This window comes from Micromonospora sp. WMMD730 (assembly GCF_049178955.1).
Classification (GTDB): Bacteria; Actinomycetota; Actinomycetes; order Mycobacteriales; family Micromonosporaceae; genus Micromonospora; species Micromonospora wenchangensis.
On the sequence record NZ_JBMHML010000002.1, the window covers coordinates 4,336,245 to 4,359,388 of the forward strand.

Consider the following 23,144-nt stretch of genomic DNA (forward strand, 5'->3'; position numbering starts at 1 on the left):
CCACCCGTGTACAGGAGATGAGTTCCATGGAAGGCATCAGCGATGTCGTGTCGGGTCATGCCCGACGCATCCCCGACCGGGTGGCCCTGCGGTTTCTGGGCACCGGCGATGTCGACGGGCGGGTCGAGGAGTGGACCTACGGGGAGTTGGAACAGCAGGTCCGTACGGTTGCTGCGGGCCTGACGCGCACGAGAGCCTCCGGTCCTGTCCTTCTGCTTCAATCGTCGGGACCGGGCTGCGCCGCAGCGTTCCTCGGTACTCTTCGGGCGGGTCGTGTCGCCGTTCCCGTACCACCGCCGGACGAGCGACGCCACCAGCCCACGCTGACCCGGCTCGAGCGGATCGCCGCGGACTGCGGTGCCACGACGGTCATCGTGACCGCCGACGTGGCGCGGCGCGACCTGGGGAGCCTCACCGGCCTCGAGCGGGTTCTGCTCGATGCGGGCGAGGAGTCTGTTCCGGAGGGGACCGTCGATGGTGGCTCAGCCGACGGCATCGCCTTCCTGCAGTACACGTCAGGGTCGACCGGCGATCCGCGCGGAGTGGTCGTGGGTTACGACCAGCTCGCGCACAATCTCTCCTGCCAGCAGGAGATGTGGGAACTGGGACCGGACGACGAGTTCGTCAGCTGGCTCCCCACCTACCACGACATGGGACTGATCGCGGGAATCCTGTTGCCGCTGTCGTTGGGCGCGACCGTGACGATGATGGCCCCCGAGGCGTTCGTGCAGCGGCCGATGCGTTGGCTGGAGGCCATCGCCCGGTACCGCGGCACCTTCAGCATCGCGCCGAACTTCGCCTACGACCTGCGTGTCAGGCGCAGTGAGGCGACCCGGGTCGCGGGGCTCGACCTCTCGTCGTGGCGGGTGGCGGCAAACGGTGCCGAGCCGGTGCACGGGCCGACCCTCGACCGGTTCGGCGAACGGTTCGACGCCGCGGGCTTCGATCCGGTGGCCCTCACTCCGGCCTACGGTCTGGCCGAAGCGACGTTGATGGTTTCGTCCGTACCGCCCGGGCGGACCGCCCGTCGGGCCGCCGACCGCCGCCGCAGCGTGTCCTGCGGCGTCCCGGCGCCCGGTGTGGAGGTCCGTGTCGTCGACCCGGTCACGGCCGAGCCGTGCGCCGACGGCGCCACCGGCGAGATCTGGGTCGGCGGTCCCAGCGTCGGTCGGGGGTACCACAACCGCCCGGAGACGACCGAGCAGATCTTCCATGCTCGTACGGCGGACGGGAGCGCTGGTCGATTCCTCCGGACCGGGGACCTGGGTTTCCTGGATGATGGTGAGCTCTTCGTGACCGGCCGGCTCAAGGATCTGGTCATCGTCGGTGGTGCGAACCACTACCCGCAGGACATCGAGCGGGTCGTCGAGGCGGCCCATCCCGGGTTGCGGGCGGGATGCAGCGCGGCGTTCGCCGTCGAGGAGGCCGCCGAGGAGCGGCTCGTCGTTGTCGCCGAGGTCGCCGGTGGGCACGACGACGATCACGAACAGATCGTGCACGCCATCCGTGACGCGGTGTCCGACGCCGAGCGGATCCCGGTGCATGCGGTGGCGCTGATCGCGCCGCGGTCGATCCTCAAGACGTCCAGCGGCAAGATCCGGCGCGCGGAGATGCGGGAGCGTTACCGGGACGGGCTCCTGCATCCGGTTCACGACTGGACCGCGAGTGAACGCACCCCGACGGCGATCCGCACCTGGCTTCGCTGGCACGTCGCGCTGCGCACCGGCCGTGATCCGCAGCAGATCGCCACGGACGTCCCGTTCCGCGCACTCGGCCTCACCTCGGTCGCCACGGTGGAGCTGACGGCCGCACTGGCGACCTTCCTGGAGCGCGAGATAACGCCGACGGCCCTGTACGAGTTCTCCACGATCGAGGCGCTCGCTGCGCACCTGACGGGTTCCCGTGCCGCTGCGACCAGCGTGCCGGTACCCGCCCGGGAGCAGGAGCCGATCGCGATCGTGGGCATCGGCTGTCGTTTCCCCGGCGCTGCCGGCCCGCAGGAGTTCTTCCGGCTGCTCGCCTCGGGTACGGAGGCCATCGGGGACATCCCACCGGACCGCTGGGACGTCGAGGCGCACTACCGCCCGGGCACTCCCCGGCCGGGCAAGATGTATGTCCGGCGTGGTGGTTTCCTTGGCGAGGTCACCGGCTTCGACCCCGAGTTCTTCGGGATGTCGGATCTTGAGGCGCGTTACCTGGACCCGCAGCAGCGTCTCCTGCTCGAACTGACCTGGGAGGCGTTCGAGGACGCGGGCGTACTCCCCCCGGACGTCGCGGGCACCACGACCGGGGTCTTCGTCGGCATCACCACGAGCGACTACGCCGATCTGATGCGCACGCAGGGGGTGCACGCCGGTCCGTACTCGGGCACGGGCAACGTGTTCAGCCTGGCCGCGAACCGTATCTCGTACACCTTCGACCTGCGCGGCCCGAGCATCGCGCTGGATACCGCCTGCTCGTCGTCGCTGGTGGCGATCCATCAGGCATGCCACAGCCTGTGGCGCGGCGAGAGCGCCCTCGCCCTGGCCGGTGGGGTCAACCTGATGCTGTCTCCGGAGACGACGGCCGCGTTGTGCCAGAGCGGTGCGTTGTCACCGGACGGACGCTGCCACACGTTCGACTCCCGGGCGAACGGTTACGTGCGCGGCGAGGGTGCCGGGCTGGTCCTGCTGAAGCCGCTGAGCCAGGCGGTCGCCGACGGCGACCGGGTGCACGCGGTGATCCGCGGCACCGCGGTCAACCAGGACGGCCGCTCCAACGGCCTGTCCGGGCCCAACCCGGAGGCGCACGTGCGGGTGATCCGGTCGGCGCTCGACGCGGCCGGTCTGCGCCCGGGTGACGTGCAGTACGTCGAGGCCCACGGCACCGGTACCGCGCTGGGCGACCCGATCGAGGCCGGTGCCATCGCGGCCGCCCACGCCCCGGCGTCGATGCGGGTGGGGTCGGTCAAGACCAACATCGGTCACCTTGAGGCCGCGGCGGGCGTCGCCGGCCTGATCAAGATAGCGCTGGCCATCGAGCACGGCGTGTTGCCGCCCAGTCTGCACTTCGCACAGCCGAACGAGCACATCGACTTCGCGAAGCTGCGCATGAGCGTGCCCGTCACAGCGGGGCGGTGGCCGCAGTCGCCCGGCGATCGGTCGGCGGGCGTCAACAGCTTCGGCGTGGGCGGTACGAACGCGCACGTCATCGTGGCCAAAGCACCGGCGCCGGTCACCGTCGCGCACAGCGGTCAGGCTCGCCTGATCGTCCTGTCGGCCCGCTCGCCGGAAGCCCTCGAAGCTCTGGCCGAGCGCACCGCGCGTAGTGCCGCAGGCAGTCCCGCATCGATCGACGACCTCGCCTACACGGCCGGGCTGCGACGCACGCACCACGAGCACCGGATGGCCGTGGTCGCGCGAACGCCTGAGGAACTGGCCGAGCGGCTCACGCCACCGCACCCGGAAGCGGTCACCGGCAGGGTCGTCGCCGACCGGCGCGTCGTGTTCGTCTTCCCCGGCCAGGGCTCTCAGCACCTCGGTATGGGGCACGGGCTCTACCGGGCCGACCCGGCGTTCCAGAAGGCGTTCGACGACTGCGCAGCCGCCCTGCAGCCACACCTGGCGTGGCCCGTACGGGACCAGTTCTTCGCTGTCACCGAGCAGGATTCGATGCTCGACCGCGACGACGTCGTCCAGCCGTTGCTGTTCGCCGTGCAGGTCGCCCTGGCCGCGAGCTGGCGTTCCCGCGGCATCGAACCGGCCGCCGTGGTCGGACACAGCATGGGTGAGGTGGCCGCGGCCTACGTGGCGGGCGCGCTCACCCTCGCCGAGGCCGCCCGGGTGACCGGCCTGCGCGCGAATGGGCTGGCCACGCTGCGTGGCCAGGGGGCGATGGCCGTCGTCGGGCTCGCCGGAGACGACCTGACCCGGGCCATCGAACCGTACGCGTCGCTCCTGTCGGTGGCGGTCTGTAACGGGCCGGAGATGTCGGTCGTCTCCGGTGACGTCGACGCCATCGAGCAGCTGATCGCGGATCTGGCCGAGCGCGACGTGTTCGGCCGCCGGGTCAGGGCCAACGGTGCCGGCCACTCGCCGGTGGTACAGCCGGTCGCGGACGAGCTGCGGACGGTCCTGGCCACCCTACGGCCCCGGCCGGTCACGGTTCCGATGTACTCGTCGGTGACCACGGCGTCGCTGGCCGGCACCGAGCTCGACGGCGCCTACTGGGCGGCGAACATCCGCGAACCGGTCCTCTACCACCAGACCGTTCAGCGGCTCTGCGCCGACGGCTACCGCCTCTTCGTCGAGATGAGCCCCAACCCGACCCTCACACTGCCGACTGAGCAGGTGATCGGACCCGAAGGCCATGCGGTCGCCTCCCTGAGGCGCGGGCGGCCTGATCCCGAGTCCCTGCTGGAGGCGCTGGGGGCGCTGCACGTGTACGGCGTACCGGTCGACCTCGGCCAGTTCTTCGACCGTCCGCGCCCGGTGGTCTCGATGCCTTCCGGACCCTGGAAGCGCACGCCGTACTGGTTCGGGCCCCTGGCAGCGCACGCTCACGCCGAGGTCGTCGGCCAGTCGCCGAAAACTACCGCCGAGGTGGTCCGCGCCGCGTTCTCGGGCGTGCTGCGAACGCGGGTCACCGGCGGTGACGACAACTTCTTCGCCCTCGGCGGGAGCTCGCTCATGGCCGCGCAGATGATGCACGAGCTGCGCGCGACGCTCGACTGTGACATCCCGGTGCGGCTGCTGTTCGACAACCCCACGGTCTCCGCGTTCGCCGCTGCGCTCGACGACCTGCGGGTGGCCGGACCGGCAGCCGTGCCACGGCCCGTGCGCGTTGATCAGGACGACTTCCCCCTGACCATCAATCAGGAGCGCTACCTGCAGGCCGAACGCGCCGGAGGAACACCGTTTCTGGTCACCCAGCATCTCGACCTGGCCGGCCCGGTCGACCCGGACGCTCTGGCCCGTGCGATCGACCGGCTCGTCGCTGTGCACGACGGGCTGCGCACGGTGTTCACGGCCGGGGACGTGGTCCGCCAGCGGCACGCGGCGGCGGGCCCGGTGGCGTTGCCTATCACCGATCTCACGGCTGCGGCCGACCCGCAGGCCGAGCTGGCGCGGGCCCTCACCGAGGCCGAACGGCCGTTCGACCCGTTCACCGGGCCGCTGTATCGGTTCGGGCTGGTGCGTCTGACCCCGGATCGGCACGTCCTGACCGTGGTGCTGCACCACCTGATCACCGACGGCTGGTCGGCCGGCGTGCTGTTCCAGGATCTGGTGCTCGGCTACGAGGACGCCTCCCGGCCCGCCGCGCCGCCGCTGCGCCTGGCCGACTACGCGCAGTGGGAGCGGTCGTTCTACTCCGGAGTCGTTCTCGACCAGCAACTGGAGTACTGGCAAAAGAAGCTGGCCACGACCAGCGTGCCCGCGCTGCGTCTGGCGCGGGACGAGCAGCGCGTTCCCGGCCGGCAGCGGGAGTTGGGGCTGCGGGAGGTGGAACTGGACGGTGAGGTGGCCGCCGGAATCGAGCAGACCGCCCGTGCGGCCGGGGCGACCACGCAGATGGTGATGCTGACGGCGTTCATGCTGGCGCTGCACCGGCAGTCCGAGCACGACGAGATCACGGTGCCGATCAACGTGACCGCCCGCGAGGCGCCCGAGTTGCAGCGGGTCGTGGGTTTTCTCTCCCAGCTGCGGCTGATCACCGTCGACCTCGGCGGCGGGCCCGACCTGCGCGAGTGCCTGCGGCGGGTTCGCGAGGCCGTGTTGACCGCCGGGGAGGAGCAGGGACTGTCGATGAGCCAGTACTTCCATCTGGCCGGGCGGGCGCAGGAGGACATCCCGTACCGGATCTCCTTCAACCACCTGCCCGAGGTCGCGCTGCCCACCACGGTCGGGGCGGCCACGGTGACGCCGCTGGCCCGGCAGAGCGGCTACGTGTTACCACGCGATCTGGTGGTGGTTGTCCGGACGATGAACGGGCGGCTGCGCCTGTCCTTCGGGTACGACCGTGGCGTCATCGTCGAGGAGGGGCTGACCCAGTTGATGGCCGACACCCGGCAGATCGCGACCGCGATGACGAGGGACCTGGACGGGGCGGCCCGATGACCGCCGACGAGATGCGTGCCCGGATCGCGGAGCTGGACTCCCGGCTGGCCGATGCGCGAGACGGCGGGTCACCACGTGCCGTCGCCCGGCAGCGGGAGGCCGGCAAACTGACCGTGCGCGAGCGGATCGGTCTGCTGTTCGACCCCGGTAGCTTCGCCGAGATCGACGCCCTCGTGCGCAGCCGCCCGGACCCCGACTCGACGCGGGCCCGGCCGTACGGCGACGGCATGGTCATCGGGCACGGTCTGATCGAGGGACGGCCCGCTTTCACGTACGCGCACGACTTCACCGTGCAGGGCGGCAGCATGGGTGAGGCCAGCGGCGGAAAAGTACTCAAGGTCATGGATCTCGCTCTCCAGAGCGGCTGCCCGATCATCGGCCTCAACGACTCGGGTGGGGCACGCATCCAGGAGGGTGTGGCCGCCGTCGGCTTCTATGCCGAGCTGGTGCGGCGCAACGTGGCCGCGTCCGGCGTCGTGCCCCAGCTGTCGCTGATCCTGGGCCCGTGCGCCGGCGGGGCCGCGTACTCGCCGGCGATCACCGACTTCGTCATCATGGCCGAGCGGACCGCACACATGTTCGTCACCGGCCCCGACGCCGTGCGCGCGGCGCTCGGTGAGGACACCGACATGGACACACTGGGCGGTGGTCGGGTCAACGCCACCATCTCCGGTAACGCCCACCACCTGGCCGCCGACGAGGTCGACGCCATCGCCTTCGCGCGGCGGCTGCTCGGCTACCTGCCCAGCAACCACACCGAGCTGCCACCCGAAGGTCCGGCCTGCGACACCAGCGCCGACGTACCGGCCCTCGCGGAGCTGATCCCGGGCTCCTCCCGGAAACCTCTGAACGTGGCCGCGGTCATCGAGAACCTCGTCGACCCCGGCTCGTTCCTGGAGATCCAGCCCCGCTACGCCCGCAACATGCTCTGTGGCTTCGCCCGCATCGGCGGGCTGTCCATCGGGATCGTGGCGAACCAGCCGACCCACAAGGCGGGTGTCATCGACGGGCGCGCCGCCGAGAAAGCCGCCCGCTTCATCCGCTGCTGCGACGCGTTCAACGTTCCCATCGTGACCCTGGTCGACGTCCCGGGCTTCATGCCGGGCACCACCGAGGAGCATGCCGGGATGATCCGACGCGGCGCGAAACTGGCCTATGCGTTCGCCGAAGCCACCGTCCCGCGAATCACCCTGGTGCTGCGCAAGGCGTACGGCGGCGGATACGGTGTCATGGGCTCCAAACATCTCGGCGCCGACATGAACTTCGCCTGGCCAACCGCCGAGATCGCGGTGATGGGCGCCCATGCCGCGGTTGACATCCTGCACCGCGCGGAACTCGCCACCGCGGCTGAGCCGGAACAGGCCCGGGCCAAGCTGATGGAGGACTACCAGGCCAGGTACGGCTCGCCGTACCTGGCCGCCGAGCGCGGCTTCATCGACGCCGTCATCCCGCCGGCGGACTCCCGCAGGCAGATTGCGGCCGCGTTGCGCCTGCTCAGTCGGAGGCCGCTCGCAGCGCGGACCGCGAAGCACGGCAACATTCCGCTCTAGGGTCTCTCCACGGGGTTACTCGACGCCGGGCCGATGGCGCTGACCGGATCAGTCACCTCTCCGCTTTCTCGTCATCGGCCTCCTGCCCGGGGGCCACCGCGCCACGGTGCCGGTGTTCGCCGAGCCTCCTGAACGCGCGTGGCGGTGCCGTTCCGGCCACGCTCGGCGGCCGCCTGCTCGTCGTGGGCCTCCCGAGTGACCGGAGTGCCGGTTTCGGGCTCCAGGTGCGCCCGGACGAACCAGTGGAACTGCTCGAGGTATCTGGCCTGGGTGATCAGCATGTCCTGGGTGACGGGGTCGGCCTTCTCCGTCTCGTAGATGGCGGCCCGGTGTGCCTCGATCACTGCGCCGTAGACGATGTTCAAGGCGGCGAGGTGGGTGTGGGTGTCCGCCCGGCCGATCGCGTAGTCGTCCCAGTCGCGCTGCTTGACCAGCGCCCCTGCGGTGCCCACGGGTGATCCGCCGAGAGCGGCGATGCGCTCGGCGACGTCGTCGACCATGACTCGTACGGAGTCGACCTGCGGGTCGAGCATGGTGTGGACCGCGATGAAGTGGGGTCCGACGACGTTCCAGTGGACGTGTTTGAGGGTCAGCGCGAGGTCGTTGAGCGCGTTGAGCCGGTCCTGCAACAGGAAGATCACCTCGGCGGCGGTGTCCGGCTTGAGTCCGGGGACGGTGTAGGCGGGAGCGCTCGGCTGGTAGGTGCTCGGCGACATCTCTTCTCCTTTTCGGGATCGGTATGGCGAGGCGCGGTGACGTCGAGACGGCAGTTCGGGGTCAGCGCGGGGAGGGTCTGCTTCTCGGGCACCGTTCGTGTCGATCGGGCGTCTACCGGCGGCGTACAGGTGCCTTCGGACATGCGTCGTGGCGGCACGTGTCGGCGATGCTGCGCCGGGCGGTGTCCTTCAGCGCTGCCGAGGGTCAGGTCCGGGCGGGATGGCGCAGCAATGACATGGCGGCCAGCCCGGCGCCGTTGAGCGCCGCGGTGCGGGGGGACGCGGCGCGGTGCACCGGCAGGCGGAGCGCGGTGGACAACGCCGCGGACAGGCCGGGATGTGTGGCGCCGTCGCCCACGAGCAGCAGCCCGCGGGTGAGGGCAGGGGCCAGTTGCGTCCGCGCTGTCTCGCCCCGCAGGGCCTCGAGGTGGTGCGCGACGACGTCGCTCACCAGGTCGACGGTGGCGCCGCGGGCGAGGTCGCGAGTGCCGATGTCGGCGCGACGGGCCGCGACGACCCGCCCGTGGTCCAGCAGGGCGACCTCGGTCAGTTGGGCTCCGACGTCGGTGACCAGCAGGCTGCCGGCGGCTGCTCCCGAACCGATCGCGGCGGCGCGCACGGTGTCGATGAACACCAGGTGGGAGGGGGCGAGGACCGCCTCGACGACGCGGCGCACCACGGTCTGGTCGTGTTCGCCGGCCAGGACCGGGCGGCAGGCCGCGACGACACCGCCGGGAGGTACCGGTTCGTTGAAGCGGCGGATCACCTGGGACAGCAGGATCTCGCAGCGGTCGGCGTCGATGATGCGGCCGCGCCGGATCAGAGAACCGGCGGAGAGGAACGCGTCCCCACACGGCGCGCTGATGGTGCCGCGGTGCGCCGCCCAGACGCCGATGGAGCTGCTGCCGAGGTCGATCGCGACCGCGGTCGGCGGGGCCGAGCGACACATGCCGGCGGCGCGCTGGTCGGACGAGAGGACGTTCGCGGACACGGTCACACCGATCACTTCCATTGATACGAGCGTTTACCGGCTCCCATCGTCGCCGCTGAACAGGGCAGTGACAGCGGTCGGGTCCGGCGAAACTTCGTCGCGCTCGTTGCCGACGCCCGGCAACCCGGCCCGCGGTCACCGACCGCTCGGTAGGCAGGATGCCCGTGACCTCGGTCGACGGCTCGCGTGCTGTCGTGGCCCTTCCTGGTCCGGGCGGCTATGGTGGCCGGCATGGGTGACGGGCGCAGCTTCGGGGGCGTCGGCCGGCGAGCTTCGCTGCCGACGTTGCTCGTATGGGCTGTGCTGGTGTTGGTCGTGTCCGCCGCCCGGGACATCGGGTTGTGCATCGTCTTCCGGCTGACCCGTCGTGCGGTCCCGGGCTGTGTACCGGCGTGGTCGGCGGACCGGGCCCCGCCGACGTGGACGCTCACCGCCTGAAGCCGCCCGTTGCGCGGCGTCGGACACGACGCCGCCCCTTGGCTGGGAGCACCATGCCACCCCTCGTTCATGACTGTCGCTCCGGCACGCCTGTTGACCTGCCGACGACGTCGTTTCCCTTCGTTGACCCTCGACACCTGGTCCCCGCCGTACCCGGGTGGACGACATGCTGACCGCCGGTGCCTACGCCCGTCCGGGCGTACAGTCCTGCCTTGCCCTTGACCTCGGAACGTCCACCGTACGGATGTGGACGCCGCAGGCGGGAACGGTGATCACTGAACCGACGGTGCTGTGCCGCCCCGGTACCGACCGGCACGTGGCCGGACGGGCCGCGCTGACCGCTCAGGCCCGCGGTGTGACCGTCACGTGGCCGGTGCGCAACGGTGTGGTGCGCGACTTCTTCGCCTGTGTGCACCTGCTGCGGCTGCTGACCGCCGATATCCGCCTACCGTCCGACACCGCCTATCCCGTACTGGTCGGTGTGCCGGCGACCGCGACGCTGCGCCAGCGCAACGTGCTTGTCGCCGCGGTCCGCCGTGCCGTCGGCGGACGGGTCAGCGCGGTGGAGGAGCCACTCGCGGCGGCTCTGGCCTGCCGTCCTGACCCGGGCGGTGACGTGGTCGTGGTGGACATCGGATCCGGACGTACCGAAGTGGCTCGTATCGGTGACCGCAGCATCGTCGCGGCCGAGCGTGTCGAGGACGCCGGGTCCGTCGACCGGATCCCGGCGATCGCCGACTGTGTGCGCCGTCTCGACCGTCCGCGGGGTGGTCAGCGGCGGCTGCTGCTCACCGGTGGGGGTGCGACCACCCCCGGAACCGCGGCGAGGTTGGCCGCGCTGACCGGCCGCTGCGTCACGATGCCCGCCGAGCCGCCGCTGGCCACGCTCACCGGCCTGCGCCGGCTACTCACGGGCTGACGTGGGCCTGTCCCGCATCCGTATCCACTTCCCGGCCGCGGTTTGCGGTCGTCTTCTTCCGGAGTTCTGTCATGGACGTCGAATTCACACCGCTGCCGGGCATCGGAGAGTGCCACACGTTCACCACCGTCACCGGTCATCGGGTCGGGGTTGTCACCCACTACGCCGGCGGTCGACGCGAGCTGATCCATGGCGTCGGCGGCGATCCCGATGCCACCTGCAGCCTGGCTCTCTCGCGGGGCGAGGCGATCGCGTTGGCGGGATTGCTGGGCATCCTGGACGTCATCGACGTGGATGTCACCGGCGCTCGGCAGCCCCGTCACCCGGCTGCCGGGTGACGGGGGTGGGTGCTGCCACGGTCAGCGGGCCGCGCCGGCCTCGTCGCCGGCGCGGCCGCTGCCGCGGCATTCGGTCAGCCCTTGTGTTTCTGCTGACAGGGGACGCAGAACCGGGCGTGCGGCAGCACTTCGAGCCGTTCGGCGGGGATAGGGCCGTCGCATTTCTCGCAGCGGCCGTAGCTGCCCTCGGCGATGCGGCGCAGCGCGCCGGTGATCTGTTCGAGGTTGTGCCGGGTGGCCGCCACCAGTGCCGCGCGGTTGTGTGCTTCGCCGGGGTCGCCGGTGTCGGCGGAGATCTCCGTCAGTTCCCTGAGCCGGGTCGTCTGGGCGGCGAAGTCCTCGCTCAGCGATGCGCGCAGGCCGGCGAGCCAGCCCTGATCGGATACTTCGGTGTCGACGCTCATGTGCCGCTCCTTGCTCGGGATGCCGGAAGTGCTTCGGGAAACCGAAGGGCGGAGGCTCGAACGGCTCCGCCCTGGCGATCGGTGGGTGTCGTGAACTACCCCGCTCGCCGGTGGGTCGCGGCCCGACGGCTGCGGGCTGCGTCCGGTCCGGAGGTTCGGCAGTGCTGACGTGCCCGCTAACGCAGCGGGTCGAACGGCGTCAGCTCCGCGGGCACCTCACCCTTGAGCACCGCTTGGGCCACCAACTGGCCGGTGATCGGCCCCAGGACGATGCCCCACATGCCGTGGCCACCGGCGACGAACACCCGCGGCGCGGCGGTCGCGCCGATCAACGGCAGGCCGTCAGGAGTGCACGGCCGGGAACCGACCCACTCGTCGCGGCGGTCGTCGAGGTTCACCCCGTTGAGCAACGGCCGCACCGCGTCGACGACGGCGGTGATGCGTCGCGGGTCCAGTTCGTCTGTGGGTCGCGGAACTCCATCATTCCGGCCACCCGCAGCCGGCTGCCCAGCGGAGTGCAGGCGACCCGCTGCGCCGGGAAGTACAGCGGGCCGGCGGGCATCCGTTCGACGGGCACGCTGAAGCTGTAGCCGCGCCCGGCCTGCACCGGGCGGCGTACCCCGAAGCGTGCGGCCAGCTCACCGAAGGCCGATCCGGTGGCGATGACCACAGCGTCATGGCGGTGCTGCTGCCCGGATGGGCCGGTGACGCGGACGTTGGTGGTTGCCGGCTGCAGACCGGTCACCTCGCTGCTGTCGAGGATGCGGCCGCCGCGGGCCCGGACCGCGTCGGCCAGCGACGGGATGAACTCGGGAGGGTTCAGGTACCGCTGCCCGAAAATCTGGACGGCGGCGCCGACCCGGTCGCTCAGAACGGGCTCCATCGAGCGGAGCACCTGTCCGGTCACCGGGCGGAAGGTGACGTCCTGACCGGCGTCGCCCATCTGTTCCAACTCGTCGAGCAGTCCACGGCTGTCACGCTCGCGGGTGAAGCAGGCCAGGAAGGGGTCCGCCGGCGTCGTCACGGCGCTCACACCGCCGGCCGCGAGGGCATCGAAGGCGTCCAGGCAGCGCTCGTTGAGCGGGACGTAGGCGGCCATGCCCCGCCGCCACCGCCGGGCGGTGCTGTGGAACACGAACGACAGCAGGAAGCGCCACAGGTCACGGTCGGCCCGCAGCGGCAGGTACACCGGGGATCGGGCGCTAAGGACCGCGCGCAGACCGTAACGCAGCACCGCAGGTTCCGGCAGTGGGGCGGTCAGCCCCGGGGTCAGCCAGCCGGCGTTGCCCCACGACGCGCCGGCGCCGGCGTGGTGACGCTCGTAGACCGTCACCTGTGCGCCGGCTTCCTGCAGGAACCAGGCCGTGGACAAGCCGATCATGCCCGCTCCGATCACCGCGACGTCACGCGGTGAGCCATGCACGAACGCGGGAGTGCCTGTCACGCCGAGCTCGTCAGACATACCGCTCCTCTGCTGCGCTGGGCGGCTGGACAGCCGTTCGGTGGGTTGGCCACGTTGTCGGGGCCTGCTTTCCGGCCATGGTCGCTTGGTCACCGCGAACCGGGCCAGGGTCGTGGCCGGTCAGCTGAACCGTCATACCTTGCCGACGCTCGGCAACCAGTAGGCGTTCAGTACCGCAGGACCGCTGCCGTCGGTGCCGTGGCCGGGATGCGGTGGCGGGGTGCCGCGTACACGGTGCCGCGGGGTGGTCACCGCGGCGGAGTCCCGGTGGTCCACCGCTCCGCCGTCCTCGCGCAGCGGGATGATCCGCGGGGTGCCGGCTGGTGGATCCGTGGGTACGAACCGGGTCTCGACCGGGCCCTGCTCCGCCGCGCCGCAGATCGCCATGCATCGGTGCCCGTGCGACCGGTCCCCGCAGTTCCCGGTACCTCGCCGCCCGGGCGGCCTCACCAGTGCCCGGGGTGCGAAGGTGACCTTGTCCACGGCATGCTCCGGGTGATGGCCAGCCAGCCCCGCGCCGACCGGTACGGACCTCGAATCGGCGTCTACCGCCGCCGGGATGGGCGATGCTGGGTCAGACGCAACGGTGAACGGGAGCGGCCACGTGAGTGACAACGGCACACGGCGCATTCAGCGGCCGGCGGCGACCGAACCCGACGGGCAGTGGCTCGCCGAGGTCGCCGCCAGCGCCAGTCGTGACGCCGGCAACGTGCCCGTGGCGTTGCTGGGCGACTACCTGCCGCTGCTCGCCGATGCCGCCATCACCGGCCGCAGACCCAAGCGCGCCGAACTCGACGCCGTCGAGACGCTCGGCCGGAAAGCCGCCGAGCAGGGCATCTCCGCCGGCCGGGTGGTGCAGCTCTACCTCTCTGCCGCCCGACGGCTGTGGCAGGACCTTCCGGACGTCGTACGCAGCCGTGACCGTGAGGCCGTGCGTGCGGCGGCGGCCGCCGTGCTGCACGTCATCGACGACGCCGTCGCGACCCTGGCTGAGGGTTATGCGGTCGCCCGTCGCGACCTGGTCCGCCATGAGGAGACGCTGCGTCGCGAACTCATCGACGACCTGCTGCGCGGTGACTCCGACCTCGGCGGTCTGGTCGACCGGGCCGAACCGTTCGGCCTCGACCTCGCCCGCGTCCACCAGGTCGCCCTGGCCGCGCCGAGCCGGCGGCTGCCGGACACCGACACGGCGATAACGGCGCTGGAGGCGGTCATCTTCGACCGGCTCGGCGACCGTGACGTTCTTGTCGCGACCAAGGACGGGCTCCTGGTCGTCCTCGCTCCCGCCGACACCACCGGTTCCGACGGGGTGCCTGCCGGCCGCGACACCGACGACAATCTCGGCCGGCTCATGCATGACCAGTTGCGCCGGTTGCCCCGCGGACAACCCTGGCGTATCGCCGTCGGCCGGCCCCACCCGGGCCTCTACGGCATCGCCCGCTCCTACGAGGAAGCCCGCGAGGCCCTGACCATGGCTGGCCGGCTCCGCATGCCCACCCCCGTGGTCGACGCCCGGGACCTGCTCATCTACCGCGTCCTACTACGTGACCAACCCGCCATCGTCGAACTCGTGCACGCCGTGCTGCACCCGCTGACCCGGGCCCGGGGCGGCGCCGAACCGCTGGTAGCCACCCTGCAGGCGTACTTCGACACCGGCGGCGTCGCCACCGAGACCGCCAAACACATCCACGTCTCGGTAAGGGCGGTCACCTACCGCCTCGAGCGCATCCACGCCCTCACCGGTTACAACCCGGCCGACCCTGCCCAACGGTTCACCCTGCAGGCCGCGGTGCTCGGCGCCCGCGCCCTCAACTGGCCCGAACAGCCACTGCCGGCAGCCGGTTGACCTGCTCCTCACGCGCTGGATCTCGGGCCCTGACCTGTTCGGCTGGTGAATACGGCAGCCGACCCGACGGGGCCGCCCCGGGCGCGGTGCCAGGCGACACCAAAGCCGCAGGGTCTCCGGTTCGCGTTCTACGGCCGGGGCGTAATCGAAGCCGAGTTCCTCGATATCAGCGAGTTCCGTCAGTCGGCGGCAGGCGGTGAGTCAGGCCAGGGTGCGTTCGGTGCCCCAGCGTCGGGGGTGGAGGGCGAAGCCGCGTTGGCCGGCGGGTTTCGGACGATCTCCAGGGTGGTGTACGGGGTGTCGCGGGCCCGGTCGACCAGCCTTGCGGTGACGCCCTGGTCGGCGTGGACATGCCGGATCGGGGTGAGCATGTAGGCGCTGAGCGGGGCGGTCTTCGCGCCGTCGCGGTCCTGCCAGCTCGCGGCGAGCACGGTGACGGTGACCAGCAGGTCGAGGGTGCCGGTGACGATGAACCCTTTGCGGCCGTTGATCTTCCTCCCGGCGTCGTAGCCCCGGGTGCCCCAGCCGACGGTGTCGGCGCCCTACACACTCGGGAGTCGATGATCCCCGCCGACGGCTGCGGCGTACGGCCTTGCTGCATCCCTGCTGTGAACCGCAGCGCGGTCAGGAGTTCCTCGGTTCCGCCGGCCTCTTCCCACCAGGCGAAATACCAGTACACCGCCTGCCACGGCGGCAGATCCGCCGGCAGGTACCGCCACGGACAGCCCGACCGCACCACCTACCGGACGGCGTCGACGATCACCCGCCGTGGGCGCTTCTCCCGCCACCCGTCCGTGTTCGGCTCCGGCAACAGCGGCCCACCGGGCGTCAGTCAGGTCGCAGGGGCAGCCACGGCGCGCAGCCACCGCGCCGCCCTGCCGCTGGATGTCAGCCGAAGCGCCGCCCACAACAGACCTTCTCAAAAATGCTTGAGCGCCTACCAGCAGTTGATCCCGTGGCGTTTCGCTGGCGTGAATAGGATCTGCTTAGGGCGCAGATCCAAGCTGACGAGAATCCCATCAATGTCCGGAAAGCCAGTTCAGTCGGGAACAACGAAGACTCTCTTTGGGAAGCTGTCATCATCAGGTGGCACGGTATCCGTCATATCCGACTGAGCCACGAATAGCCCAGGTCGCATCAGCGTCGCCAGAGCGTCAACCCCCCGCAAGGCGCACGTTATGACTGCCGACAAGACGTTGACGTGGGAAAATAGGGGAACTGACATCGATATGCCAGGACGCGTCATCAACGTCGAACAGAGTTCTTGACAGTCAATCGACGCAAGGCTATGGTCAGATCACTCACGGTAATGCGTGGATCTGATTCCTGACAGATGGAGGGCGAATCGGTTGGGAGTTCAGGAAGATCTTCCAAGATGGAACCCGACGCACATTTTCGCCGCGGCAGACTCCCCAGATGTCGAGCACGCTCTGACTGAGGTGAAAAATAGGTCTCGGCGACTTTCCCGAGACTATCGTGACCAGATATCAATCCTGGACCTCGATCACCTCGTACTCGGAATCAGGGAGTACGAGAGTTGCGTCAGCCTCCTCCAGCGGGTTTCCTCCTACGCCGAACTCTGCTACGGCTTGCACGACCAGCAGGCGGAGACACTCGCACTGCTGACAAGATGTGACGAAGCTTGGGCAGAACTTGCCACAGAACTCAGCTTCTTCGAGCAGGAAATCGCCGCCCTGAACAAACCCGACAACGCAGCGTTTCGCGAGTATGAGCATTTCGTCCGCAAGGTGAGGGCGACCTCACTTCAGCAACCTTCAGGGCCGGCCGGGGAGGTGTTGACCAGACTCGCACCGACAGGAATCGACGGCTGGCAGCGGCTGGCCCAGCAACTCCTCGGTCGGCTTCGGGTCGAGATCGATGGTGCCACCCAGGGCATCGGCGCTCTCCTCCCCACGCTCTACGACCCAGACCGCACGGTTCGCGCCTCGACTCATGCCGCCATAACCCAGGCCCTGCAGGGCGAGCTCGACCTTCGGGCCACAGCCCTGAGTATGATCGCCGCCGATGGCGAGGCGCGGGCAAATCTCGGTGCACCGGACTGGCTGACATCCCGTTACGCGCTGGACCAGGTGGACGCCGCCGAGGTCGATACGCTGTTGGCGGTGGCCGACGAATGCCTCCCCGTCATGCACGACTATTACGCCCTCAAACGCGATGTGCTGGGTCAGGGCGAACTCACGGACTACGACCGGTACGCGCCAATCTTCCCGAACGTGGACCCCGGACCATTTTCGTGGTCGGAGGCAACGACACTCGTGATCGATTCCTTCGCGAGCATCGACGCCATCCTCGGAGCTGCGGCACGATCGATTCTGGCGGAGAACTGCATAGATGCCGAGCCGCGCCCGACGAAACAGAGAAAAGCTTCGACGCGGGCTATTCCCGGCTCCCCTGCGTGCATATCGCTGAACTACACGGGAAGGCTGCGCGACGTTTTCACCCTTGCCCATGAGATGGGACATGCACTACACCTGAGATTCGCGGCCGAGCAGCCCTTCTTCGCCGCCACACCGCCGCCGGTGACGGGCGAGACCGTTGCTCTTTTCTGCGAGGCGGTTGTTGCACATGAGCTGATGTCTCGCAACGACCGGGTTGAACTTCAGGCGATCTATCTGGCACGGTGGCTCGAGGACCAACTCGTGGCGATAGGCCGACACTCGGCTCTGCACGCCTTCGAGGTCGGAATCCGCTCCTCGGTAAGGGGCTGCGGATTCCTCACCCCAGATCACATCAACCAGGTCTGGCTGGACACGCAACGTCAGGTTTATGGCCCTGCAGTTACCTTCACTGCAGGCTACGCAATCTGGTGGAGCTACCTCAGCGAACTCTTCATTCAGCCCGGGTCGAACTACAGCTACATCTACGGTCAATTATCGGCGCTGACGCTGCTCGAAGGCTTCAAGCGGGATCCGGAAAGCTTCGGTCCGCGTTTCCTCGACCTGCTTCGGGCGGGCGACAGCAAGCCACCCGCGGACCTGCTGGCCGCGACCGGCGTGCAGACGAAACACCCAGGCTGCCTGCGGCAGAGCGTGGAAGCTCTGCGCACACGGCTTACCCAGCTACACACCCTGGTGGCGGAAGCCGCCACGATACCTCCGCCCCCGGCTCTGTGAGGGGCGGAAGACCCAGCTATCACCAGAAGGGAGGGATCACCATGAACGTCGCCATGACGACCCGCAAGGCCAGCATCGCCGGTGGCACCGCCGAGGGCTGATGCGCCTCGTGACAGGCATCGTCCTGTCCAGTGACAGATCCCGTCGGTGGAAGCGCAATCTCCATCGGCGGGATCTGTTCGGTCGGCCACCGACGGCCGACTGTCATCACAACATCGGAAGGTGGTCGATCATGCAGGACGATGTCAAGCCCGAACTGAAACACATGTCGCCGGTCTTCGGATCGGGTGAGACGATCTATATCGGAGGATTCGGGGAAGTAACCGAGATCAGGGACCCTACGGGTGCGATCCGTGCACTGTTGGCCCTGCTCGACGGAACCCGGACGGTCACAGAGGTGCACCGCGACCTTGCCGCGGCGTTCCCCGAGGTGACGCGCGAAGAAGTTGTCTCGGCCGTAGAGCAGTTCGACGGTGCCGGCTTCCTGCTCAATGGAGCGGTCACGCCGGACGGCATCCTCGACGACTACGAATTGCGTCGATGGGAACGCAACATCAACTTCTTTGGTTCGTTCGCCCGAATGAGCGACAACAAGTACGCCCAACAACGCAAGCTGCGTGACTGCCGTGTCACCCTCCTTGGGCTCGGCGGCCTCGGATCCCATCTTCTACTCGACATGGCTGCGATGGGAATCGGGTTCGTGCGGGCCGTGGAGTTCGACCGGGTTGAGATCTCCAACCTGAACAGGCAGATCCTCTACCGGGACAGCGATGTCGGCCAGGAGAAGCTGGGGCTGGCGGTCGAACGGGTACGGCAATTCAACCCACGCATGACGATCGAGCCCGTGAGCCTGCGCGTCACCTCCACCGAGGACGTGCTCAGGGTCGCCGATGGAGCCGACGTGCTCATATCGGTGGCCGACCGCCCCAAGATGGAAATCGTCAACTGGGTGAACGAAGCGTGCGTGATGCGCGGCATACCGATGCTCACGGGGGGTTTGGAAACTCAACGCGCCATCTACTTCACCATCGTCCCGGGTCAGACCGGTTGCGTGGAGTGCTGGCGTCAACAGGTTTTCGCAACGGATGACGTATCCCGGGATCTGCTCGAAGAAAAGCGTCAACGACAGATCGGTGGCGACAACGCCGCCTTCTGCCCATTGGTGACGATGACCACCGGCTTCCTGATCGGGGAACTCACGCGTCTGGTCACGGGCGTAGCCCCGCCGGTGGCCGCAGGACGACTCATGGAGCTCCAGTTCACCGACTACTCCATGACCGAGAGCGAGCGCTGGGTACGCATGGAAGAATGCACCGTCTGTGGTTCAGATCGTCAGGTGGGTTCGACAGCCGCCCAACTCACCAGCGCTCACTGATCTGCAACCGGCCGTTGCAGGTGTCGTTCGTGGAGGCCGGACAGGCGGGATGCGGCCACCGCGTGATCGAGTGTCCGTCGTGGACGTGTATCGATCCGGCGGTGGCCGCTGCCCCAGGTCAGCGATCACGATGCATTGCTGCCTCCCGGTGCAACATCCACCGCTGCGCCGTCAGAAGCCAGAGGTGCGACACCCGGGACTGACTGCATGCGATCACCACGATCTGATTCAGGAGCATCCGGTGCCGCCCGACCTCCCTCGCTCGCAACCGGGCGACCGCTCAAACCCGGTCACGACTCTGACTATTCAAGATCGGCAAGCGCACGCCGGCCGCGCGCTTCGCGCGTCTACCACCGGTTTCACAAAGGTCTGCAGCTTCCCGGCACGGCCGCCCACAGGTCACTTCCACCGCATGTACTATGAGCCCGGCCAATCTCACCGACCCTGCGCCATCGAGGGGAGACATCATGGGTGGACGCTATTACCTGCTGCTCATAGCGTCCGTGACGTCCTCCTTGGGCAACTGGGTTTATCGACTGGCTCTTCCCCTGCTCGTGCTGCATCTCACCGGCTCGGCGTTGAGCACCAGCCTGCTCTATGCGATCGAGTATCTCCCCTTTTTGCTGCTGTCTCTGCCGGGTGGGGTTTTCGCTGACCGTTGGGACCGCCGGCGACTCTTGATAGCGGGCGACGCCACGGCGGGGGTGATAGCTCTCGGCCTCGCTCTGCTGGTCGTGATGGACATGCAGGTGATTTGGCCGATCTATCTGGTTGCTTTCGCACTCTCGTGCGTTGAGCCGATCTATCATCCCGCCTTTCAGAGCTTCCTACCGCAGATCGTTCCTCCGAACCGCCTCGGACAGGCCAACGGATGGCTGCAGTCTGGTGAGAACGTCACCACCATGATCGGGCCCGTGGTCGCCGGCGGCCTGATCGCGCTGACCGGGTTCGAAGTGACCATCCTGGTAAACGCCCTCTCCTTCTTTGTGTCCGCCCTCGCAATCTTGGCAATTCGGGCCACCGATGCTGTGACCCGGGTCGCCAGGACAGCCAGAGCGTCTCTCACAAACGAAATCAGGGAGGCGTTGGCCTACATATTCCGCAAGAACAAAGTGCTGATGGCCGGCTCACTGATGTTCACCGGGACCAACTTCGCCATCTGGTTAATCCAGGCGAACTTCATCTTCTACCTGGTGAGTTACCGGAAGCTCTCCCCCGACGTCATTGGCATCGTCCTGGCCGCTCAGGGGGTCGGCGCGGTTCTTGGTGCGGCCGTCGCGGGAAGGTTGATCAGGCAGATCGCCCCTGCTCGGGTGCTGATCGGCACGACGGCCCTCGCCGGCCTCGTGACGCTCTTCCTCATTCCGTTGCACAGCCCCGTGGCCATCGCCATCGTCTGGGGCCTGCTCTATGCACTCGGATCCATCAACCCGGTCGCCTGGTTCACGCTTCGACAGAAGATCGTACCCAACGAACTCCTGGGACGGGTGGTGGCAACAACCCGGATGCTGGCCTTCGCCTCCATCCCCGTTTCAGCGATGGTGGCCGGCGTTATCGAGACGAGCTTTCACAACTTCTATCTGGTGATCGCCATCGGTGCGCTGCTCAGGCTGTTGGTTGCCGGTCTTGCCTACCTGTCACCCCTGGGGGCGTCGGTGCGGCGACTCGACCGCACCACGCCCGTCGAGGGTTCCGCCAAGGAGCAGGAATCGGTGCCGGCCCCCCGCATGGTCCGGGCAGAGTCGGTGCAGGACGCCGAGTAACGCAGTGATCGGGCGTTGGCGCAGCGCGCGGGGCCACTGCACCGGCGACATGCGCGTCCTCGGCCGCGACAGCGGGCCCAAGAAGAGCACGACAACCCTGGCGAGAACCCCGCCGGAGTGGCGTTCGCGTCGTCTACCCGAAGTGACCTTCCGTCTCGTCGCTCTCCGGCCAGCCGCGGCGCACGTCGGGTTCCGCGTTGACCTCTGCGTAGGAGGGAAGGTCCGTGCCGACGGTGAGGCCGTCGCGGACGGCCAGAGCCGTCTGCACGGATGCGGCAAGAGCGGCGCGGAACAGCAGGGAGCCGGTGCTGATCCGTCGTACGCCGAGCTCGGTCAGGGTGGCGACGGTGTGTCGTCCGGGCAGGAACAGGACGTTGACCGGTACGTCGACCGCCGCCACGACGGCGGCGATGTCGGCCGACTCCGCTACCCCGGGGACGAACACTGCATCGGCACCGGCGTCGGCGTAGAGCCGTATCCGGCGCAGGGTCTCAGCCAGGTCGCCGGAACGCTGCCAGTAGGTGTCGGTGCGGGCGTTGACGAACAGACCCGGCACTTCCCGCTTCACCGACCTGATCAGTGCCGCGTGCGCCGTGGCCGGGCCCATCGCGTCCTCCATGTTCACGCCGACGGCACCGGCTGCCGCCACCGCAGCCGCGGTGGCGACCGAGCCGGTCTCGATGTCGACGGTGATGTGGGCCGGGAGCGTCGCCAGGCTGCGCGTGAGGCGCAGCGTCTGGTCGTCGGTGGCGTTGACACCGTCGCGCACGCCGTTGGCAGCAGCAATGCCGAGGCTGGTTGTGCCGAGCGCCGGGAAGCCAGCGTCGACAAGGCAGCGAGCCGAGGCGACATCCCATACGTTCGGTAGGACGAGGGGCGCAGCAGTGCGGTGCAGCGCGGCGAAGTCCCTCACGCACGGGCTCCTTCGATGAAAGCGAGCACGCCTCCAACCGAGGCGGCGTGGCATAAGGACGCTGAGCGCCAGGTCCCTGGCGAGGCTCACCTGCTCCAGTCGCCAGCGTTGATCCTGGCATACGTTATGGCCGCCGTCATGAGCACCTGCCGTTCGACCTGAGGTTCCCCCGGTCTTCAACTGCCCGTCGGAGTCGAGGTCGTGGCCTTCTGCGACGGCGCGTTCCGAGTGCCCACCGACGCCGTCCGGCTGCTCACGATCAGCGGCACCGCGCCCGGCGCCCTGCGGCGGACAACCGGCCGGGATGCCTGGATGCGGTAGGCCCCTCGCTCAGTCTGCTGGACGGTCGGACGGCGTCCGGCACGTCGACCTGGAGACGGTCGAGGGCCGTTACGGCGTGACCGTAGGGCTCCACCAGGGCGACCACTGCCGCTACGAGGTCGTCGCCCGGCTTCGGTCCGGCGGTCTGAGCCCCCTGCCGGGCAGCCGCCGGCCGTGCCCAGAGCGTCTGATTGTCGACAGTGGCGAATCGCGAGCTGAGCGCACTTTGATCTCAGAGCCATGCCACTGTTGCGCGCGTCGCCTCGCTTGGGAGTCATCATGGTGTGGAGTCGAAAGTCGTTTCGGGCGTCGTGGAGTTTGGCCGCCGCGGCCCTGCTTGTCACCGCCGGTGGTTGTTCCGCTGTGGACGATGTCCCCGCCGACCCGTCCTCGGAGCCCACCATCGTCTCCGTGCAGGCCGCCTATCCTGGCGACAAGCAGGGCGCCCGAGCTTTGATGGCAGAGCTCGCCGCGCACGGCGATCCCGCGCTGGTCGCCTCCCTGCGCCCGACGACCGCGGACTATCAGGCGCTGTTCGAGCCGGCCTTCGCCGAGCGGGCGCAGCGCTTCTACGAGAAGGGCCTCTGGGCCTCGATGCCGCCCACGGCGGCGCCGTTCGCCAAGCCGGACCAGACGGAGGTACGGGTCTGGGGTGCGACCACCGAGGAACTGCGGGCCTGGGGGAAGGACGCCCAGGCCAACTTCCCGGGCGGGTACGAGGAGATCAAGGACCAGCTGCGGCCTGGACTGACGATCTACTCCATCGACATGGTGGTTCCCGGCGAGGAGCACGGGATGGCGTACAACGGTCTGACGTACGTCAACGGTCATTGGGCTTTCTTCCCCAAGCCCTGGCGTGTACTTGAGTCCGAGAAGTGA

At 68.8% G+C, this 23,144-nt stretch carries 15 protein-coding genes and 2 pseudogenes; 9 read left to right on the top strand and 8 right to left on the bottom strand.

Annotated elements, in window-relative coordinates; translation table 11 throughout:
• Positions 1-26: 26 nt before the first annotated feature.
• Both ACN265_RS18645 and ACN265_RS18650 read left to right on the top strand, forming a co-directional pair.
• Positions 27-6,095, top strand: a complete 6,069-nt coding sequence (locus ACN265_RS18645; RefSeq protein WP_421408724.1) for a beta-ketoacyl synthase N-terminal-like domain-containing protein — start codon at positions 27-29, stop codon at positions 6,093-6,095.
• Positions 6,092-7,645 (top strand): acyl-CoA carboxylase subunit beta, encoded by a 1,554-nt coding sequence (locus tag ACN265_RS18650; RefSeq protein WP_421408725.1) that lies wholly within the window; start codon positions 6,092-6,094, stop codon positions 7,643-7,645. Before ACN265_RS18645 ends, ACN265_RS18650 begins: the two co-directional genes overlap by 4 nt.
• Positions 7,646-7,716: 71 nt before the next feature.
• Here the strand turns inward: ACN265_RS18650 and ACN265_RS18655 are convergent, their stop codons facing one another.
• Both ACN265_RS18655 and ACN265_RS18660 read right to left on the bottom strand, forming a co-directional pair.
• Positions 7,717-8,361, bottom strand: coding sequence for a Dps family protein (locus ACN265_RS18655; RefSeq protein WP_421408726.1), 645 nt, complete (start codon positions 8,359-8,361; stop codon positions 7,717-7,719).
• A 205-nt stretch (positions 8,362-8,566) separates the two neighbouring features.
• Entirely contained in the window at positions 8,567-9,373 is an 807-nt protein-coding gene (locus ACN265_RS18660) for a rod shape-determining protein (protein ID WP_421408727.1), read from the bottom strand.
• A 583-nt stretch (positions 9,374-9,956) separates the two neighbouring features.
• On the opposite strand from ACN265_RS18660, the gene ACN265_RS18665 reads away from it, so the two are divergent.
• The gene (locus tag ACN265_RS18665) at positions 9,957-10,709 is read left to right on the top strand and encodes a rod shape-determining protein (RefSeq protein WP_421411525.1); all 753 of its coding nucleotides are present in this window, start codon (positions 9,957-9,959) and stop codon (positions 10,707-10,709) included.
• A gap of 71 nt (positions 10,710-10,780) precedes the next feature.
• Positions 10,781-11,047 carry a potassium transporter TrkA gene (locus tag ACN265_RS18670; protein WP_421408728.1) on the top strand — a complete coding sequence of 89 codons (267 nt, stop codon included), beginning with the start codon at positions 10,781-10,783 and terminating at the stop codon, positions 11,045-11,047.
• Positions 11,048-11,121: 74 nt separating this feature from the next.
• On the opposite strand, the gene ACN265_RS18675 is transcribed toward ACN265_RS18670, so the two are convergent.
• The 3 genes and pseudogenes from ACN265_RS18675 to ACN265_RS18685 all read right to left on the bottom strand — a co-directional run bounded on the left by ACN265_RS18675 (position 11,122) and on the right by ACN265_RS18685 (position 13,300).
• Positions 11,122-11,451: a TraR/DksA family transcriptional regulator gene (locus tag ACN265_RS18675; protein WP_420116105.1), complete on the bottom strand. Its 330-nt coding sequence runs from the start codon at positions 11,449-11,451 to the stop codon at positions 11,122-11,124.
• A gap of 176 nt (positions 11,452-11,627) precedes the next feature.
• Positions 11,628-12,913, bottom strand: a pseudogene (locus ACN265_RS18680) (NAD(P)/FAD-dependent oxidoreductase).
• Positions 12,914-13,045: 132 nt separating this feature from the next.
• Positions 13,046-13,300, bottom strand: a complete 255-nt coding sequence (locus ACN265_RS18685) for a hypothetical protein (RefSeq protein ID WP_421408729.1) — start codon at positions 13,298-13,300, stop codon at positions 13,046-13,048.
• 217 nt (positions 13,301-13,517) lie between these two features.
• Between ACN265_RS18685 and ACN265_RS18690 the strand changes: the two genes are divergently transcribed.
• Positions 13,518-14,759 (top strand): PucR family transcriptional regulator, encoded by a 1,242-nt coding sequence (locus ACN265_RS18690; RefSeq protein WP_307826165.1) that lies wholly within the window; start codon positions 13,518-13,520, stop codon positions 14,757-14,759.
• 179 nt (positions 14,760-14,938) lie between these two features.
• On the opposite strand, the gene ACN265_RS18695 is transcribed toward ACN265_RS18690, so the two are convergent.
• Positions 14,939-15,190: a hypothetical protein gene (locus ACN265_RS18695; RefSeq protein ID WP_421411739.1), complete on the bottom strand. Its 252-nt coding sequence runs from the start codon at positions 15,188-15,190 to the stop codon at positions 14,939-14,941.
• Between the two features lie 209 nt (positions 15,191-15,399).
• Positions 15,400-15,498 (bottom strand): annotated as a pseudogene (locus ACN265_RS18700) (transposase); the annotation flags it as partial.
• A 610-nt stretch (positions 15,499-16,108) separates the two neighbouring features.
• Between ACN265_RS18700 and ACN265_RS18705 the strand changes: the two are divergent.
• The 3 genes from ACN265_RS18705 (at position 16,109) to ACN265_RS18715 (ending at position 21,031) form a co-directional block, all read left to right on the top strand.
• The gene (locus tag ACN265_RS18705; protein ID WP_421408730.1) at positions 16,109-17,893 is read left to right on the top strand and encodes a M3 family metallopeptidase; all 1,785 of its coding nucleotides are present in this window, start codon (positions 16,109-16,111) and stop codon (positions 17,891-17,893) included.
• A 232-nt stretch (positions 17,894-18,125) separates the two neighbouring features.
• Positions 18,126-19,268, top strand: coding sequence for a HesA/MoeB/ThiF family protein (locus tag ACN265_RS18710; protein WP_421408731.1), 1,143 nt, complete (start codon positions 18,126-18,128; stop codon positions 19,266-19,268).
• Between the two features lie 467 nt (positions 19,269-19,735).
• Entirely contained in the window at positions 19,736-21,031 is a 1,296-nt protein-coding gene (locus ACN265_RS18715; protein ID WP_421408732.1) for an MFS transporter, read from the top strand.
• Between the two features lie 133 nt (positions 21,032-21,164).
• Here ACN265_RS18715 and ACN265_RS18720 read toward each other — a convergent pair whose 3' ends face one another.
• Positions 21,165-21,944 (bottom strand): isocitrate lyase/PEP mutase family protein, encoded by a 780-nt coding sequence (locus ACN265_RS18720; RefSeq protein WP_421408733.1) that lies wholly within the window; start codon positions 21,942-21,944, stop codon positions 21,165-21,167.
• 732 nt (positions 21,945-22,676) lie between these two features.
• Between ACN265_RS18720 and ACN265_RS18725 the strand changes: the two genes are divergently transcribed.
• Positions 22,677-23,144, top strand: coding sequence for a hypothetical protein (locus ACN265_RS18725; RefSeq protein WP_421408734.1), 468 nt, complete (start codon positions 22,677-22,679; stop codon positions 23,142-23,144).